The following is an 18,845-nucleotide window of genomic DNA, read 5'->3' on the forward strand; positions in this document are numbered from 1 at the left end:
AGCAAATATATAATTAAACCTTATATATTTGCTTATCCATTATTCCACTATCTTGATCAAAAGGCGCCAAAATATTCAAGTTACTCGCTATTAGAGTAACCTCTTCTGAATCGCTCCTAATTGCTTGTTGTATCTGGAGCTGTTTAAAACGTATATCGTCCTGATTTTTTACCAACATATAATTCAAAGAACCTGCTATTTTTTTTGCTCCTTTACGATATTTTAAATAATCCTGAAGCCATGCATTAATTTTGGTACCTTGATATTCGATACCAGAATTTAAACAACGTATTACATCTTCCGCATACTTTTCATCACTTCCATAATTAAGAAAGCGAATAATATCCCCCTCCACCTTACCCAATTGATTTTCTGTAAGTTTTTTACCTTGTGGATGGATATGTTGAATCGTATTCTCCCACTCTTCAGTAGAAATACATGTCTTTAAGATATTAATCACTGCTGTTTTTCGTGTTGGAAAAAACTCAACTTTCATATCCATAAAAGCAATATTAAGATCAAAAATAGGAGTGGTCAGATCGGTCCAGTGTGATACTGCGTACAGCAGAATTCCTTTAGTTTCAGGAGTAGCATAAAGTAATTCTTTTTTACCAGAACTCGAGTTAAGATTCTTAGCAGTATTTAAACGACCTTGATCAATATCAATTCTATTAATCCATTGGTTATAAATTAGAGATAGTTCTTTTACACTTTTAGTTAAGGCATGATTATCTCCAATACATAGTGCAAGGATGCGAGAAGCTAACAAAAAAGCCGTTTCATTTATATATAGAAGTGTTTTAAAGCCGGCATGGGCAACTTGGGATTTTATAAAACCAAGATAACTTAAAAAATGCTCCGTTCCTACGACAAATGATGCAACTCCTTTCGCTCCCACACCCCAGCACAAATGAGCCGCTACCAATATTTTAAAATTACCTGAAGTTTGATCATAGCCGATTTGAAATTGACCTTGGGCGCCAGCGCCTGCACTAACACCACCTCCTGCTGCAGCTGAAGCAATTGCAACAAACTCTCCTTCACCACTACCATCCCCCTTAGGCTTAAACCACTCTACTGCCCCTTTAAGTAGACCCTGTATTTGCACTCCAGCAAATGCATTAATACCTATATTGCCCTGATTCTGCGCATTTTCCTGATTATCACCAATTATTTTCAAACTTCCCTGCGCAGGTTGAAACATAGGCTTTTTATTATCGTCTACCATCTGACTCATCGATCTTTCTGGTGGTCTTACCGCAGCCTTTATGACCTGAGTTGTGCCTTGATAAGAAATATCAACGGATAGATTACCAGCGATCCCTAAATTTGCTCCTGAAAAACCAGATATCTCCGCTCCAATTAAAAAACGGATTGTTCCTAAATCATAGTTATCGTATTCAAGTTTCCAGCCTGTTTCACACGGATAAAATTTACGCCACTCTTTCACTCCTTCAAATAATGTCCATTTAGTAGACATATCTCCAGAAGTCTTAATACTTACTCCTTTTGGCGCAGCACTTATTGACCCTTCACCACTTGCTCCAGCGACCATGCGCATCCATTGTGCTTCTTGGGTAACCGTAATATCTCTACTATTTTTGTATTCTTCTGCAATTTCGCCCCCCAAACCTCCTATTAGGTTATAAACAGCTTTCTCATCACTTCCAACATTCCCCTTTGCTGTCAAAAGTTGCTGTGAAAGTTTTTCAAAACTACTACGGATTTGTGCAGGTTGTTGTACTGTATATTGATTCGCAGTTACATCCACATTTGTCTGAGGGTTCCTACGCTTTGCTTTTAACTCCTCATATTCAGTAACCTTTAAATAACGTCGTTTTAAATTATATTTAGATGCTTTTTCGTTTGTTTTACCCGTGCTCTCAACCACCCAGACTTCTCTTAAATCAGCTCTTTGCTTAAATTCACCGTTAATTTTTTCAATGGCCTTTTCCTGATTTATATTTAACCGCTTTTCCAATTCTTTAATTTCTTCCAAATCACGACTTTGGATTGCTTGCGTTAGATCCTTATTAGATTTGTGAACGTCCTTCACTGCATCAGACAATATCTTAGTTTTTTTATCAAATTCAGCATACACTGCAGGCGGCAAAACAAGCACTTCATTGGTACACGGATTAATAACTATAGGCGGTTTTTGTCTTGCACCCATATTTTCCTTATGATTAATATCAGGCTGAGTCACCGCTGTCGAAGTCGGAAAAATAATTTGATAAATAACTTGTTTATCTACACAAGTTATTGGCTCATACCATTCACTATTTTTTATAGTAGATCCTAAAGTGTATGTAACTCTACTCTTCAAATGTGTATAAGCTAATTGGGTATACCCTTTTTTATCAGGTGGGCCAGGTTTCAAATTAACCAAGGGTTTACTTTGGTCTTGAGCAAAGATTTGATAATCTACAATTGGAATCCCATTCCCTGCGCTATCAATAAATCTATATAAAGCATAGTTTTTAAACTTAAGATATTTTGTTTTTCTTACAATACGAGTATTCTTTTTTTTATATTCCTCATAAGACATATTAACTCTTTCATTTAATTCTTCTGCTAAATCCAAAGGAAAAGTTGGTTGTATTTTTGACAAATTAAAAAAGTTTTTTTGTTTAACTGATTTAGCATTTTTTCTTAGCTCTTCCAAATCTTTATTTGCTTTTCTCTGCTTGAGTTCATATTGAGCTTTTGTTAAGAAAAAAGCATTATTCTTAAGGCTTATGGAGTTTACTTCAACTATATTGCTTCCTTCAGCCAAAATAGGTTTTATAGTCTTTTTAGGGCTGAAAATAGTTTCATGCCCCTCAACAAAAATATGTAATTTTCCATTTTGATTTAATGGAATTGGTTTTGTTTGTCCTTTTGGGTTTGTAGTACCCTCATAAGTCTTTTTTGTTCCATCTTCACAGAAAAAGGTTATGCTGTATTTTACATTTGGTAATTCTCTATTTCTTTGGTTATAAAAGACTATTGTATATTCAAACGTAGTATAAGGAGTCATTATATCTCTAACCTTTTGCCACTAGTTTATATTTAGAAGCATTTTCATCACTAATATGAATAGAAATTTGTTCTGAGCCATCAGTTTCAAATCTTTGAGTTAAACCTTGAGCATTAGTTCGCCCCTTTTGCCGGCTACCATTCATTCTAAAAGCGATATACTCTACATTTTTCGCTGGCTTTCCATCTAAATCAGTAATTTCAAAAGTCAAATAATAAGGCTTATTTTCCTGCTTTTTAGGAGGAGTAACTTGTTCTCCCCCCATAAATAAGTGCTGCCCCGCCTTCACCTCAAGCTTACCACCCGTAACAGGGAAAATACCCGAACCATTCAACTTAACTTGCGATCCACTTGCAGTCAGATTAATTTCAGTTGGACTAGTAATAAAAACCGTGTCTTCGGTTGAAGTAATCTGTACGCCTTTTCGAGCAATGACATCTAAGCCATCACCTTGAGCCTGAATTTCTACTTTGCCTTGGCCAGCAAAAAGTCGAGCACCTTCTTGGGCAGCAAATAGACTAATCTTTTGGCTCGCATGACTCACTATATTCTTTTGCGTACTAATATTAATACTATCTCCGGCACTTTGAGTGAGCTGACCATTTGCACTGAGGTGTATATCTTCATTACTACTTACAGCAATACTTTTTGGAGATGCCAACAGCATCACTGCTGATTGAAACTCAGCAGCTTTTTTAGGGTCTTCTTGTTTGAGAACTTCTAAGAAAGTCTGAATATTCTCAAGCATATCTAATGGGTCAGTTTGCTGATTTTTAGCAACTTCACTGAGTGCCTTGGCATTGTTGAGGCCGCCTTCGATTTGTTGTTTGGCATCATTTGCATCAAGGTGTACGCCTTGGGCTTGATCCTGTTTGTGGGTACTAATCAGTAAACCACCGCCAGCTCGAACTGCACCCCACTGGTCTGTTCTAAGTTCAAAACCCTCACCTCGGCCATCACTTTCCGCTTTGTCTTTTGGATGGCTTAAGTTACCGAGATTGAGTTGGCTTGCCGCATGGCTACTTTGTAGTTGGGCACTGATTTGGCCTGTAGTATCATCAAAACGGAGTTGGTTAAAGCCTTTACCATCGACTTCTTCGGAGCGGATGCCGCTGAGTTTTTTAGTCTCGGGTAATTGGCCTTTCTGATCGAACTGGGTTGGGTGGCGTTCAGCTTCGTGAATACGGCCCACCACAAACGGGCGGTCAATGTTGCCGTCAAAGAAATCGATGACAACAATCTCACCGACACGTGGTAAGAAGCGTACGCCATAACCTGCGCCTGCCCATGGGGTGAGTACATCCACCCAAGCCGAGTCAGTGTCATTGTTGTTACTTCCTGCACCACCGTCATGGCTATGGTCGTCAGTTCGGGTAAACAGGAAACGGACTTTAATGCGTCCCCATTGGTCAACATGGATACTTTCACCTTCTAGCCCCACCACTCTAGCACGCTGTGGGTAAGCTACTGGTCGGTGCTCTAACGGATGATACTCAGGAACAGTTTTAATATTTCTACGCGACAAGATGAGCTGATTACCCTGACGTTCAGTCTGGTCATTTAGCCCTGATTGATTGTTTTGCCATTGGCTTTGACTAAAAAGTTGATTGATTTGCTGTTGCAAATCTTTAGGCAAATTATTTTGTAAACAGAAGCTTTTACCAATAATCAGAAATTCTTTGTCTGATCCGCTATGTGTATCTATTTCTGGATGTTCATTCAATTCAAACCAATAGCCAACTTGCGTATCACGTACCGTAGTTTGTGCACGAAAATATTTTGATTGCAATGCATAATAATCAGATAGATTATTGTTGAGTTTTTCTAGCTGCTTGTGACCCGATGCGGTGGCTTGATCTTCACCTTTTAAGTCTTGCATCCAAGCAGGACTAAAGTGCCATGCCTGTTCTAGACTTAAACTCGCATTATCCTGATTAGCACTATGACTATGCTTTGACTGAACACTTCCCATGCCTTCTTCTTGACTTAAAGCATCAGCCTGCCAGCGTTGTATATGTACGGCTGTAGATTGCAAGCTTCGGGTTGGCACGAGACTCCTCATACTGTCTTGTTGTTCAACTGCGCTACTGCGGTGATAACGGATATTTCTTCGATTTAATGCTAAATATGATTCATTATTATCAATTAAGCGTAATTTTTGCGGTTGAATCTCATCCGAGCTATCAGCGACAAACAACTGAGCTTCATCAATTAACCAGTTAATGCCTTCATTACGCCAAAGTCTGGTTAAAAATTCATAATCCGTTTCGTTACTTTGCATGACAAAAGGTCGAACATCGTAGTCTTGAGTTAGGTTTTTTAAATCCAAAGTTAAGGCAGAAGCAAACAATGGGCTTTTGTTCTGCCATTCTGTAAATAGAATTTCAGTGATGTCCCGTACACTCTTATTCATAAACACACGGCTATTACGGCGTTTATGCCATAGCACCGTTGGGTCTTGTAATCTCAGTTTATAAAAAGTTAATGAACCATCACTCTGCCCCTGACTGGCTTCTGTAATAATTCCTGTAGTTCTAAATAATTGCCCCTGATCAGTTACTTGATCGACTGCGACCTGACAACCAATAAATTGTTTTAATGAAATATGAGCATTAGTAGAAAGACAAAATAACTCAGCAGTCAGTCCTTCATTTAGCTGATGCTGCCCTTCAATGCTTTGTAAAAAGACTTGAGTATTCAACGATGGATTAGAAAACTGAACATGAAGCACGCGTTTTTGCGAGCTGATACCCAAATCTTCTAGAATTCTATGTATATGAGATAACATCTTTTTTTATGAAAACTTTGTCAGGATTGGCATTATTTTATATAATACAGAAACATCTGTCTATTTTGTAAAGGGAAACTTAACCATATGAATACAAGAGTGGATGAAGATAATAAACGTAATAAAGATATGAAGTGAATTAAAAACTTACGCTATTAATTCACTTTTAAAAGTTATTAATATTTTAGTATTCTAAGAAATTCATTTTTAATTTAAATTTATTAATAGTATCTACAAATTTTTGACTTACCACATAGATATAAGGTTTATCCGTATCTCTAGCAATAAAAAAGTCATCTATTACAAGATCATTTTTATAAAGTTATCTTCATCTAATAAATTGCCTTTTCACTTAATATACATAGCATAAATATCTGCCTCTATACATTAATTAACAGTCAAAACTTTTAGAGTATTTGACTGTTAATTTTTTAATTACTTACAATTGAATAAAGTTTTTTTCATAAAAAATATTATTAAAAAAGCTATTAACTGAATCTCCAATTTTGCAAAAATATTCATCATAACCACCATAAAACTTAAATGATGGATCTATAAAATATGTTAAATGTTCACTATAGCCCAATCCAATTGGTAAAAGGTCACTTCCTGCCTTTAATGAATACTCCTCAAATATCCAGGCAGGATCTATACCTTTTGTTGCTTTAATAAAGTTAAAATAGGAAAAATCTTTTTCTTTTCCTTTATATGCCTCATGAGCTATATTTAATCCATTAAAACTTTGCACAAAGACTATAGCAGAATTAAAAATTTTATATTTATCTGCTTTCCATGCTTCTACGGTGTGTTCAATATCTGTTTTTCTTCCTTTATACCAACCGCAATTGATTAAATATTCTTCAATATTGGCATTTAAATCAAAATTGGATTCTTGCATCCACTTCTTTCCTGTTAATGCTTTGTATATTAAAGAGGAGTCCCCCCAATTAGTAACGTGTTCACTACCTAAATATTATTAGATATAATATTTGATATATTTTCCTTTAAACTTTTTATATCTCCACACTCTTTTTCAATTATAGGTGAGTCCCAATTCATATCTTTTATCAATACAATTTTAAAAAAACCATCTACCTCTAGATCTGGATACCACCCGACATCCAATATTTTATTGTTATTAAAAGAAATTTGTAATAAATCTTCAGACAAGTCAAAAACTGTATCTTCATTTATTTCAAAATTATCATCAATCCAAGAAATGGAATCATGACTAATAACTCCATCTTTAATATCAATACTCCACCAAATACTCATTATGACCTCTTTAGATATTTATTTTATCGATCTTTTGATATTGGATGATCATGTATTATATCTACTTATGAAAATTAAATATTATCTAACCTTATAAAATAAAAAACTTAAAAATATTTAAATGGATATCTCTCATATAAACCCTCATTAATAGAATTGACTAAGTTCTTAAATTGATCTTGTTCAATTTCATTAAGCTCTTCATGTATATCCAATTCTTCTTCAAGTTTCTGATAAGAAAATGCCATTTTAAGAAAGTTTTCAAAATTAATTTTCATATCTAGAAACTGATTAGCATGCAAATACTCTCCTTGGTTATGATCATAAAACAAGATATTATTTTTTGACTTATCTAAAAACCACTCATCACCTTGACCTGTACGACCAATCACCCAAGCCTTCTCACTTATTTCAGGATAATTTTCATGAAGATATTGATTTTCTTTTAATGTTGTTTCATATCCAAAAATTATAATATCGGGTGTAATTTCTATTTCTTTAAATTTACCTAAAAAAGACAAATAGTTATCATCAAGATGCCACAAGCTTATAGATTTTTTAATTTTATTCATTCCAAATTTAATTAACACTTATGAAAAGTATAAACATTATAAACCTTATACTTTTCAGAAAACAAAAAATAAATCAGTTATTTGAGTAAACTACTAATTTACCATGAGGTAGATAATCATCCCAACCACATGGAAACCCACCATTTAAATAGACTTCAAGAATTTTTTTCCAGATTTCTGGGAAAAAATCATTCGCATAACACTGAAAAATAATCCCTATATCTCTGTACATTAATTCAGTAAGTATACAAGCTTCACCATAAACCCATTTTTCTTTAGCACCATTAAATTCTTTTTGTTCAAAATCAAAATAATTATTCTGTTTTAACTTATACTTAATTTTATCACTCCATTCAAAATCATCTGGAATTACGTTGGGCGTATCCGTTACAGTTTCCCACTCATCAAAAGTATCAAAGTCATCATTCGTAGCATAATTGATACCAACCTTAGCATCAGTAATGATTTTATAATCTCCACTCATCTGAAATGATTTATTAAAGAAATTTCCTTGTTCTAAGAATGAAATAAAATCACTAGCATCTTTAGTCACTTGATCCCAATTTTTCATTTATTTACTCATATAACTAACTTATATAAAACACCCTATTATTGAAAAATAATAATAAAATTATTTATTCCAAATTAAGGGTGTCTTTCTACATATTAAAATTATTTTTTTATCTCTAAAAAGTCTTTTAGATTTTTAGTTAAAGTATTAATTTCTTTTGCAGTGGATATCTCTATATCAGGATTTCCTAAGATAGATACAAAGAAAACAATTTCTTCAATACTTTTACCTATTTTTTTTATTAATTTATTTTTTGCCTCTTTTAAAGCATATACATAGAGCTCTAAGTTTTCTTTAAATTCCACATCATAATCAAACCCTTTTTGTAACTTTGGAGCAATATCATTCTCATAATGTTCCATTATAATTGGAGTAAAAGCTCTAACTCCAAAAGTATCATCATCACTTAAGCCCTGCATCCATGAATGTGGTTCCCACTCAACTCCTGCATGTACAGTATTTCTAGTACGTTCTGTCGATATCATTATATAATTTGTCAAAGCATCATCGTCAGTAATTAATGCTAAAGCATATATTTTATCTTCATCTTTATTATAATTTTCATAAAGAACTAGAAACTCATCCACAATTAAATTTACTAACTTTTCTAAATATAACTTATGCCATGAATCCATTATCTATAACCTCCAAAAATTTTTTGCCCAATAATTTGCAATTCCGCACGCATCAATACTTTTGACTGAGCTACAGTAATTTATCCACATTTTACAGCCGATTTAATTTCTCTATCAGCTTTAGTTAAATCAACAGATGTTTTACCTTCCTTTCAAATCACAAGAAAAATCTTTAAGAGTATACTCAGAGGGCTAAATGATATAAAAAGTCACAAATTAACCTTTTAAAGTAACTAGTTTTTAAGTAGTGCTTCTAAGCAGTCACATTAAAAGCACTACTATTTAAATAATATTTTATAATTTATTAATAAAACTTTAAAATTACTCTACACTTAATATAATTTTCTTATCAGAACATATCAAAATAAACATCAATCATGTAATTTATCTAAAAACTCATTGAATGAGTTAGATACTTTCTTCAACTCATCTTTTTCATGAAAGAATATAAAGATTGCACCATAATCACTATCATTAAGGATTAAATTTATTAAAATATAATCCCCATTCACTGTGTTACCTATTAAAAAATATCCCACAGGAAAGGAAATTAAAGAATTATTATTATTTTGTAGGGTGTACATTTCAACCTTAGAGTACAATGTAAAAAAATGTCCTATAACAATATCCTTTTTCTTTGTAAGATCAAAAATACTCTTTGAAGGTACCCCACCATTCGTTTCCAATAAAAAATTCTTATATTCTTCGGTAAGAACCAAATTATATTTATCCTCAAGATCTTTAAGCATATTAATATCAACAACAGAAGGATTTTTATATTCTTCTGTTAATGCTTTTTTTAATTTTTTATCATAATTAATGCCAATAAATGAGAACGACTGTAATTGCTGTTCGCTTTTAGCAATTTTATCAAATTCTATACTTCTATATTCCATACTTAAATTACTTAATTATTTACAGTTATATCCTATAGAGTTTCCATAAAAAACTAATAAATATCTTTAGAAGTTAAAAAATATAAATTGAGTTTCTACTCTTCCTTCCATACATCTTCGTAACCCTGTTTATCTATTACAAATCTAAACCCTTCTTCCAACGCCAAATAAGGAATAACTTCGGGAAGATAGTTTTCTAAATGAGATATATGTATTGGTTTAAAGAAATCATCATCTTCAGAAAATTCCCCACAATAAAAAAACCATGAAATATTTTCCCCCTCTTCTAATACATTACGTATTCCCGTAATTGGTATTTTTCCTAATGAATCCAAAGCTACAGCAACCATTTCATTATCCAAAGGTTGAACAAATTTAGAATTAAATTTTTCACATATATTTTTTTGCATTTCAATTACAGACATATTTTACCTAAAATCCTAGCTTTTTGTTCATTGCCTTAGAGAACCCCGAGGCTTTACCACCTTGAGTCGAAGAACAGTTACGACAGTGGGGTTGTACTGCTTTTACATCATTTTGTAAAGTCAAATCATTTTTACCATCTCGATAGTATTCAACTACTAATGCATCCTTATGATCGGGTATTTGTACCCCTTTTGTACTTCCACATACTACACACGCCTTTCCTTGTACTGACTTTCTTTGGCCACTTGTAGTTCCGACAGGTCTTTTATAAGGCTTCGTAACATTAGGATTCGGTTCAAACTTTTCTTTATCAGGAATACCATAAGCATCTAATTGAATAGTATTGCCTTTCCCATCTTTAGTATAACCGCTTAAACCTAATGGATCGATCCAATTATTAGGATTCGGTGCATAAACATAAACATTAAACCCACCCAGCAATCCAATCGGATCTTTACTAATAAACCGTCCTACATACGGCGAATAATAACGATAACGGTTGTAATGAAGCCCAGTTTCGCCATCAAAATACTGACCTTGGAAACGGATGTTGTTGCTTATAATCTCTGAATTTTCAAAGAAATCTGATTTAGCCTGTTCTACCTTACACTCACCCCAAGCTTTATATTGAGCTTTCCAGACAATGGCGCCTCTATGGTTACTCATTTCTTGCGGTGTGCCCAAATGGTCGCAGTGATAGAACCATACATTATCAAAACCTTGGCTTTGTTTTACTGTATTCCAAAGAGGGTCTTTATAAATACTATATGTTTTTTCTGTCCAGTCTTGGGTTTGATGTAGCTCAATTGAGTGATGATACACCGCTTGCAACAAAGGTACAAAACTGTCTTTTTCGTAGAAATAGTGTTTAATTATATCAGCACTAGATTCATAAGCTAAAGTATCACCATCCCAACCATAAATAATATTTTTTTCTTGCCCTGTATAGTAATGCTTACTTCTTTTTTGAATACGTCGGCCTAAAGCATCGTAACGATAATTCGCCGTGTATTGATTATTTCGGCTACGAATAAGACGCCCCAATACATCCCACTCAAGATTTAAATCACCTTGTGATGACTTTTGACGAATCAGCTGTCCAAAAGCATTATATTGATATTGTTGGTCAAGATATTCCTGCACGACATTATTGACTAAACGGTTATAGCCATAACCTTTTTCATCAGAAATGTGCCGTGAAGATCGCTCTTTGGTACTGTTATAGCGATCTAGAATATTACTTGCTGGGTCAAAATTAAATGTCTCTTTTCCAAGCTTACTGGTTGCCTCTAATAAACGCCCAACAGGATCATATTTATAGTGAATGGTTCCACGACGAGTATCCTTAATGAGCGTTAACTCACCTGTTTTATCGTAGTGATATAAGCGTTCAATCAATTGATTAGTATGCTGGATGGCATTATTTTGAGTTTGGGCCTGATAACCTTTGTCATGCCCATTCAATATTAATTGCTGAGTTAAACGTCCAACTTCATCATAACGTTGTTGTTGGCTCAGACCGTTTGCATAATGGCGTAATGTCTCTCTATGTAAATCATCACGCTCAAAACTAACAACATCTTCGCCATTTAAAGCCATGCCATAGACATGTCCACTCCCGTAAGTCAGCCAATCTACTCTCTGTCCATCTGGTCGGATGGTTGTAATTCGATTATTTAATTCATCATAGACATGTTTCCACACCGCAGTTTTCTGAGTCACAACATCTTGATGATGTTCTTTAACTAAATTGCCTGCTGCATCATAAAACCATTGCAAGTTAGTTTCGGCATTTTTAGCCTGAACTAGATTACCTAAGCCATCATAAGAAAATTCTTCTGTTTGCTTTTCTTCAAGCTCTTGTCCTTGGTAGCCATATCCTGCTGTACGTTGTTCTAAACGTCCCATGCTGTCAAAAATAAATTGCTGAATACGGTCTTTAGGTGCGGCACGATCTTTGAAATCTTGACCATAGGCAGAAGCGACCTCAATGCTACTAGTTAAACGACCATTATATTCATCGTACTTATAAACAGTTTCTTTGCCATCAAAATCAATTTCTTTTACTAATCGACCCGCAACATCATAAATAAATTCATAACTGGCGCCATTTTCATTCGTTAAACGTTTTAAGCGACTTAAACGATCCCATTGATATTTCAAGGTTTGATTTAATGGGTCAATACGCTTAGTAATTAAACCCGCTGCGTCATATTGATAGCTACATTACTTTCAATTTCTCCAGTAATTTTCAGAGTTATGTAAAACTGCTATCAAATTTTATTTGAAGAATTTATATATAGAAAAAAGAGCCTAGCTCCCTTTTCTAATTACTCTTATAGCATATAGTTTATTAGGCAAAATTAACCTTTCGGTTTGATACCCAAACGGTCAACCTCCTTGGCAATATCCAACATGACTTGAAACTTATCTAGCTGAGCTACAAAAGGGATGTATTGGAATAAATTTACTTTTTTCATATTCTCAATAACTTGTGGTCCACCCAATACAGCTGGAGGTTCAAAAGCATAGATTTCATTATCGTTAACTTCACCTAAATTTGTTAAGCAACGATCAAAAAGTAATTTTCCATTTTTATCATAAATATCTATATCTTCATTCTTCGCCTTCATGACAATAGTAGATAAAAATGAAATTAAATGGTCTATATCTTCTACATTTGGAATATCTTTAATTGATGGGTAAATTCTTAAATTAATAATATCTATTGTCAACTTTGAACTCGTATTTTTGCCTATTACATGTAAATCACCAAAAGCGCTTCTACCAATTACATAAAATTCATCATAGTGGGGGAAATCGGTATCTTTTAAACAAAGTTCTAAAATATCTTCATAATCCAAGGGATTAACAAGCCAAAATCCCCCATTTTCGAACGATGCAAAACCTAATTTTTCCCAAATATAAAATAAATATTCATGATAAGTATGTTGATGCTGAGCAATAAATTCAAGTGTTGGCTTTTTACCTACTTTAATATTTGAAAATCGAATATTAAAAAAATCCAGATGATCATTAATTTTCTTTAACACAACTTCTGATAACATTATTTACATCTCTCTAATTTGACATTGAGTTTAGTTGCATCTTTCACACTTGGATCAAGCCCTTTAACAGCATTATCAATAGATCCTGCACGACTCACGGTTTCTCCAGTCGCTTTATTGCCCCAGCCGCTACCAATAGATGAATTTACATTCTTTAAGCCTATATCCATAGGCGCATCACTCATAATTCCTGCTGCTATCTGATCTGGATTATGTAATGCAGCCATGGTCGACATTACATCTTTAGCATCTTTCTCAGATTTAGTCATAGCATCTATTGCTGAAATATTAGGGTCTTTAGAATATTGTTCATAGTATTTATCTTTAAGCTCTTTTTCATATTTTGTTCTAGCCTGAATCTGATCCAAACCACTCCCTCGACCATTTTGCTTAAAAAGCTCTCGACCTTTCTCGTAATCTTTTGCCGTCATACTATTTAAAGCATTCTGTTGCATTTCTAACTGGCGATCGGTTTCCCACTTTAAATATTGATCTTCTGACCAATTTTCACGCTTGGCTTGTGGTGGATGTCCTAAATCAATATTTTTACGGGCATTGGCCCGAGCTTTAGGAGTATTTACTGGATCAAAACATCCAACCTTGTGCTCTTTCATCTTGGCAAAAGCAATTTTATTAGATGGCTGTGTATGGCTAGCTCGAGTCGGTTGACTGGGGCTCCCACCAATATGAATATCCATTCGATTACTATGTCCACCTGCCACACTTAGTTTTGGTTGCCCCATAATCTCATGACAAGCATTCTCAATCTGACGACATAGGTCATCAATATATCGTCCAATCTGAGCCATGATACTTTTAAGTGCAGCCGCGTATTTATCTGCTAGGGCATCAAACCCAGTCATTTTAGCAGTATTACGACTACCATACATTTGTAAAAGTGATTGTAGTTTTGCAAGATATTGATTAAGGACTATTTTTGCATTTGTACCTATTTCCGTCCAAGGTTTGGTTTTCAGCCACCGCTCAGGGTTATCTCCCCAAAATGGTTTATATCCAAGCTTTCGACAATAAGATTCCAACTGTTCAATTGCTTTAAATAACTCATCTTTTGTTTTAATAACTTTACTAGTAATCAACTTAGCAATAGTTTTAAAAATTGAACCAAAGAATGGAATTACACCGATTCCCACTAAGGCTAAACTCATCCAATTTTCAGATGTTCTTTCTTTTTCATCGGATAAAATAATAACACTGGCCAATAAATCCCGGATATCACATATCTGATCAGCAACTGGGATCATACTGATGAGGCCACCCACAATGACTTGGGCAACAGTAGGATCTTTATTAAAATCACCGCTGATAAATCCAAAAATATATTGAATATCTTCTATATTTTCGTCAATTATCTTATTAATGTTATTTGCAAGATTAATATCTGTTTGTACTTTTACAGCAAATGCAAGTTGTATCGCATGTTGAAACTTATCTAGAAACCCTGCAGATTCAGGTAATGCTTCAATTGAAAAATGACTTGATACATAAGCATATTGGGTTTGATCTTTTTTTTCTAAAGGTGCATGTCTCGCTACACCATATTCAGACTCACCTAATGCAAGACTTAAAAACTCAGAAGATTGGATAAACTCTTGTTGAATATATGCAGATTTACCACTTAAACCTTGCCAAAACTGTTCATTTCCTGTTTCAGGTGTTTTATTTTGTTCAACCATTACTTAACACCTTTGGTTTGAATAAAATTAGAAAACCAACTGTCATCAACCGCACCTGATTTCTCATTTTCACTAAATACAGTTTCGTAAAGAACTTGTGCTTTTCCAACAGGAACATCTCGAATAAAAGCTTGCCCTTTTTCATCTAAAAATCCAGTTCTTTTAGAACCATCAGAGAGTGTTACCGTATATTTAGAAGCTTTTGCGGGCGTACCATCAGCATGAAAATATTCTAAAAATAGATCCTGTGGCTTGGATTCAAAAACAGGTAATGATGGTAAGCTAGGCTGAATATTCCCTCCCCCCATAAACAAATGCTGCCCAGCTTTTACCTCAAACTTGCCACCAGTGACAGGGAAAATTCCCGAACCATTAATCTTGATTTGAGATCCACCCGCCGTGATAACGATTTCTTTAGAAGCACTAATTTCAATTTTGTCTTCTGTTGAAATAATCTGCACAGCTTTACGGGCAATTAAATCAGCTCCGTCACCCTGAGCCTGTATTTCAACTTTGCCTTTGCCTGCATAGAGTCTTGCGCCTTCTTGAGCCGCAAAAAGGCTAATTTTATTTTGGGCATGCGCAATCAGGTTCTTTTGAGTGGTCAGATTAATGCTATCACCAGCAGTTTGACTTAACTGAGCATCTGCATTTAGGTGAATGTCTTCATTACTGGCTAGACCAATACTGTTAGGTGCGGTTAATATCATCAAGGCTTGCTTAAAAGCGGCAGCTTTGTCTTGATCTTTTTCTTCAATTTGTTCTATGAAGATTTTTAAGTTCTCAAGAACTTCCAATGGATCAGTTTGCTGATTTTTGGCAACTTCACTGAGTGCCTTGGCATTATTGAGGCCGCTCTCAATTTGTTGTTTGGCCTCATTTGCATCGAGATGTACGCCTTGAGCTTGATCCTGTTTATGAGTGCTAACGAGTAAACCACTGCCTGCTCGAACCGCGCCCCATTGGTCTGTTCTAAGTTCGAAACCTTCCCCACGGCCATCACTTTCCACCTTGTCTTTTGGATGGCTTAAGTTACCCAAGTTGAGTTGGCTAGCCGCATGGCTGCTTTGGAGCTGGGCACTGATCTGACCTGTAGTGTCGTCAAAACGTAGCTGGTTAAAGCCTTTGCCATCGACTTCTTCTGAGCGGATGCCGCTCAATTTTTTAGTGTCGGGTAGCTGACCTTTCTGGTCGAATTGGGTTGGGTGACGTTCAGCCTCATGAATGCGTCCCACCACAAATGGACGATCAACGTTGCCATCAAAGAAATCGATGACCACAATTTCATCCACACGTGGCAAGAAGCGTGCGCCATAACCTGCGCCTGCCCATGGGGTGAGCACATCAACCCAAGCGGAGTCGGTGTCATTGGCGTTACTTCCAGCTCCACCGTCATGGCTATGGTCATCAGCTCGGGTAAACAGGAAACGGACTTTAATGCGGCCCCACTGGTCAACATGGATGCTTTCACCTTCTAACCCCACCACTCTAGCGCGCTGCGGATAAGCCGCTGGACGGTGCTCTAGCGGGTTATATTCAGGCACAGCTTTAATGTTGCGTCGAACAACATTCAGCTCAGCAAAATGGCGTTGCTCAGGGTTTTGCGTGTCGAGTTGGACGGCCTTAAGCTTGTCTTTTGGTAGCAGACGCTCAAGTTGCTGTTGTAATTCTTTCGGTAAATTATTTTGGTTATAGTAATGCTTGCTTAAGATTAAGAACTCTTTGTCGGCACTGTCATGTTGGTCGAGTTCTGGGTGATCATTAAGTTCAAACCAATAACCGACCTGTGCATCACGGACGTTACCTGAAACGGTAAACTGTTTCGAACTCAGGTGATGATAAGCATTAATATGCTGGTTAAGCTGTTCAATCTGGCTATTGCCTGAAGCGGTGGCTTGGTCTTCACCTTTTAAGTCCTGCATCCACGCAGGGCTAACATGCCATGCATCTTCAAGGTTCAGGCTGGCATTGTCATAGTGTTCGCTGTGCTTTTGTTTGCCTTGAACACTGCCACTGCCTTCTTCTTGTTGTAGGGCATCGGCTTGCCAGCGTTGCACATGAACCGAGGTCGGTTGCAAACGGCGCTCAGCTTTAACTTGGGTAATGGTATCGAACTGTTCTGTCGCACTGCTGCGTTGGTAGCGTAGGCTACGACGGTCAAGGGCTTGGTAGTGCTGGTTATCGTCAATTAAGCGCAAGACTTGTGGCTGAATGGATGCATTCGGGTCAGTGACAAAAAGCTGTGATTCATCGACCAGCCAGTTAATGCCTTCGCTACGCCACAAACGGGTTAAAAAGTCATAATCGCTTTCGTTTGACTGCATCACAAATGGACGTACATCGTAGTCTTTCGTTAAGCCTGCCGTGTCGAGTGTTAGGCTTGAAGCAAACAGCGGGCTTTTCCCCTGCCATTCTTTAAACAGAATTTCACTAATATCGCGCACGCTTTTATTCATAAACACGCGGCTATTACGGCGTTTATGCCAGAGTGCAGTTGGGTCTTTTAAAGTTAAATTATAAATAGTGAGTGAGCCATCGCTTTGCCCTTGGCTCGCTTCGGTAATAATACCTGTCGTTCTAAAAAACTGACCTGTGTCAGTCACCTGATCGATGGCCACCTGACAACCAATAAATTGTTTTAATGCAATATGCGCGTTCGTCGACAGACACAGTAACTCAGCAACGCTACCTTGGTTGAGGGTATGTTCGCCCTCGATCCGTTGCAAGAAAACTTGATTGTTTAATGATGCGTTGGAAAATTGCACATGAAGAACGCGGTTCTGTGCGACCAATCCTAAACTATCTAAAATTTGAAATATTTTATGGGACATCATTATTATAAAAACTGAGTCATAATCATCGATATTTTATAAAAAACAGACAGAATTGTCTATTTATATAAAATAGCTTATCTTCCATGACTTAGATATTTTTTAGTTTAACTGAAAGAAATACAGGCTATTAAATAATCTATAAACGCTCTCGTTTTGGCCGGTAAATTAGAGGTATGAGGATAAAGTAATTGAATACTTTGTAGCGGTAATGAAAAGTCATGAAATAACCGAATTAGGCGATTTTGTTGAATATCTTCATCAACTAACCATGCAGGACAAATCGCTACACCTAAAGATGAAAGAGCCATTTGATGAATTGCAGTCACCGAGTTTGATTCATACTGACTTCGAATAAAAGGTAATGAATATTGCTCCCCTAAACTGTTTTGCAAAATATATTGTGAATCTTGCCAATTTAATAAGGTGTGGCCAATCCAAGGAACATCCGCTAAATCAGATATATTTTCTATAGGGTGGTCTTTTATAAACTGCGGAGTAGCAACAATATAAATTGGATATTCCCCAATTTTTCGAGTTTTTAGAGATGAGTTTTTTAAATTTCCTAACCGTATAACAAGATCTAATTTTTCAGTGACTAAATCATCGAGAGATGAATTAAACGAATATTGTAAGCGTAAATGTGGATAAAGCCGACAAAACTCAGGAAGTAAAGGCAGAATGAAACGTTGGCCAAACTCATTGGTAGATGAAAACCGTAAAGTGCCTGTAATGCTTGTACCTAAGTGTTGGCTTCGTTCAAATGCCTCATCAATCTGAAGTTGGATTTGTTTAAAATCTTTATAAAAATGCTGACCAATTTCAGTTAAAGCAATATTACGGGTGTTGCGAATTAATAGAGTTGTATTTAGCTGCTTTTCTAATCGTTTTATATCAATACTCACCATTGATCGGCTTAAGCCTAAAATTTCAGCCGCCTTGGTAAAAGAGCCGGAATCAACGACCTGTAAAAAACTGGTAATTTGCTTGAGGTTTTTTTGCACAATTAAGCCAATTGTTTAAAATTATCAAACAATGATTTTACTTCGCTTGCATCGACAATAAAAGAG

The 18,845-nt window shown here is 35.6% G+C and carries 13 protein-coding genes and 1 pseudogene; all 14 read right to left on the bottom strand.

The window, feature by feature from the left end:
• Positions 1–13 precede the first annotated feature (13 nt).
• The 14 genes and pseudogenes from AWW73_RS06460 to AWW73_RS06525 all read right to left on the bottom strand — a co-directional run bounded on the left by AWW73_RS06460 (position 14) and on the right by AWW73_RS06525 (position 18,779).
• Positions 14–3,019 (bottom strand): hypothetical protein, encoded by a 3,006-nt coding sequence (locus AWW73_RS06460; protein ID WP_062849141.1) that lies wholly within the window; start codon positions 3,017–3,019, stop codon positions 14–16.
• A 7-nt stretch (positions 3,020–3,026) separates the two neighbouring features.
• Complete coding sequence (locus AWW73_RS06465; protein ID WP_062849142.1) at positions 3,027–5,807, bottom strand: DUF2345 domain-containing protein; 2,781 nt, start codon at positions 5,805–5,807, stop codon at positions 3,027–3,029.
• A gap of 439 nt (positions 5,808–6,246) precedes the next feature.
• Positions 6,247–6,705, bottom strand: coding sequence for an SUKH-3 domain-containing protein (locus AWW73_RS06470; RefSeq protein WP_062849143.1), 459 nt, complete (start codon positions 6,703–6,705; stop codon positions 6,247–6,249).
• Between the two features lie 68 nt (positions 6,706–6,773).
• Complete coding sequence (locus AWW73_RS06475) at positions 6,774–7,082, bottom strand: hypothetical protein (RefSeq protein WP_062849144.1); 309 nt, start codon at positions 7,080–7,082, stop codon at positions 6,774–6,776.
• A gap of 107 nt (positions 7,083–7,189) precedes the next feature.
• Entirely contained in the window at positions 7,190–7,654 is a 465-nt protein-coding gene (locus AWW73_RS06480) for a hypothetical protein (RefSeq protein ID WP_062849241.1), read from the bottom strand.
• A 73-nt stretch (positions 7,655–7,727) separates the two neighbouring features.
• Positions 7,728–8,225 carry a hypothetical protein gene (locus AWW73_RS06485; protein WP_062849145.1) on the bottom strand — a complete coding sequence of 166 codons (498 nt, stop codon included), beginning with the start codon at positions 8,223–8,225 and terminating at the stop codon, positions 7,728–7,730.
• 101 nt (positions 8,226–8,326) lie between these two features.
• Complete coding sequence (locus tag AWW73_RS06490; RefSeq protein ID WP_062849146.1) at positions 8,327–8,860, bottom strand: DUF4303 domain-containing protein; 534 nt, start codon at positions 8,858–8,860, stop codon at positions 8,327–8,329.
• Between the two features lie 371 nt (positions 8,861–9,231).
• Positions 9,232–9,756 (bottom strand): SMI1/KNR4 family protein, encoded by a 525-nt coding sequence (locus AWW73_RS06495; protein ID WP_062849147.1) that lies wholly within the window; start codon positions 9,754–9,756, stop codon positions 9,232–9,234.
• Between the two features lie 95 nt (positions 9,757–9,851).
• Positions 9,852–10,181 carry an immunity protein Imm33 domain-containing protein gene (locus AWW73_RS06500; RefSeq protein WP_062849148.1) on the bottom strand — a complete coding sequence of 110 codons (330 nt, stop codon included), beginning with the start codon at positions 10,179–10,181 and terminating at the stop codon, positions 9,852–9,854.
• Between the two features lie 7 nt (positions 10,182–10,188).
• Positions 10,189–12,402 (bottom strand): annotated as a pseudogene (locus AWW73_RS06505) (RHS repeat-associated core domain-containing protein); the annotation flags it as partial.
• A 143-nt stretch (positions 12,403–12,545) separates the two neighbouring features.
• Positions 12,546–13,250: a GAD-like domain-containing protein gene (locus tag AWW73_RS06510; RefSeq protein ID WP_062849149.1), complete on the bottom strand. Its 705-nt coding sequence runs from the start codon at positions 13,248–13,250 to the stop codon at positions 12,546–12,548.
• Complete coding sequence (locus AWW73_RS18240) at positions 13,250–14,944, bottom strand: polymorphic toxin type 15 domain-containing protein (protein WP_065129207.1); 1,695 nt, start codon at positions 14,942–14,944, stop codon at positions 13,250–13,252. The genes AWW73_RS06510 and AWW73_RS18240 overlap by 1 nt, the downstream gene beginning before the upstream one ends.
• Complete coding sequence (locus tag AWW73_RS06520; protein WP_420884396.1) at positions 14,944–17,778, bottom strand: type VI secretion system Vgr family protein; 2,835 nt, start codon at positions 17,776–17,778, stop codon at positions 14,944–14,946. Before AWW73_RS06520 ends, AWW73_RS18240 begins: the two co-directional genes overlap by 1 nt.
• 104 nt (positions 17,779–17,882) lie before the next feature.
• Positions 17,883–18,779: a LysR family transcriptional regulator gene (locus tag AWW73_RS06525; RefSeq protein WP_062849151.1), complete on the bottom strand. Its 897-nt coding sequence runs from the start codon at positions 18,777–18,779 to the stop codon at positions 17,883–17,885.
• Positions 18,780–18,845: the final 66 nt, after the last annotated feature.

The sequence above is a fragment of the Acinetobacter lactucae genome (assembly GCF_001605885.1).
Lineage (GTDB): Bacteria > Pseudomonadota > Gammaproteobacteria > Pseudomonadales > Moraxellaceae > Acinetobacter > Acinetobacter lactucae.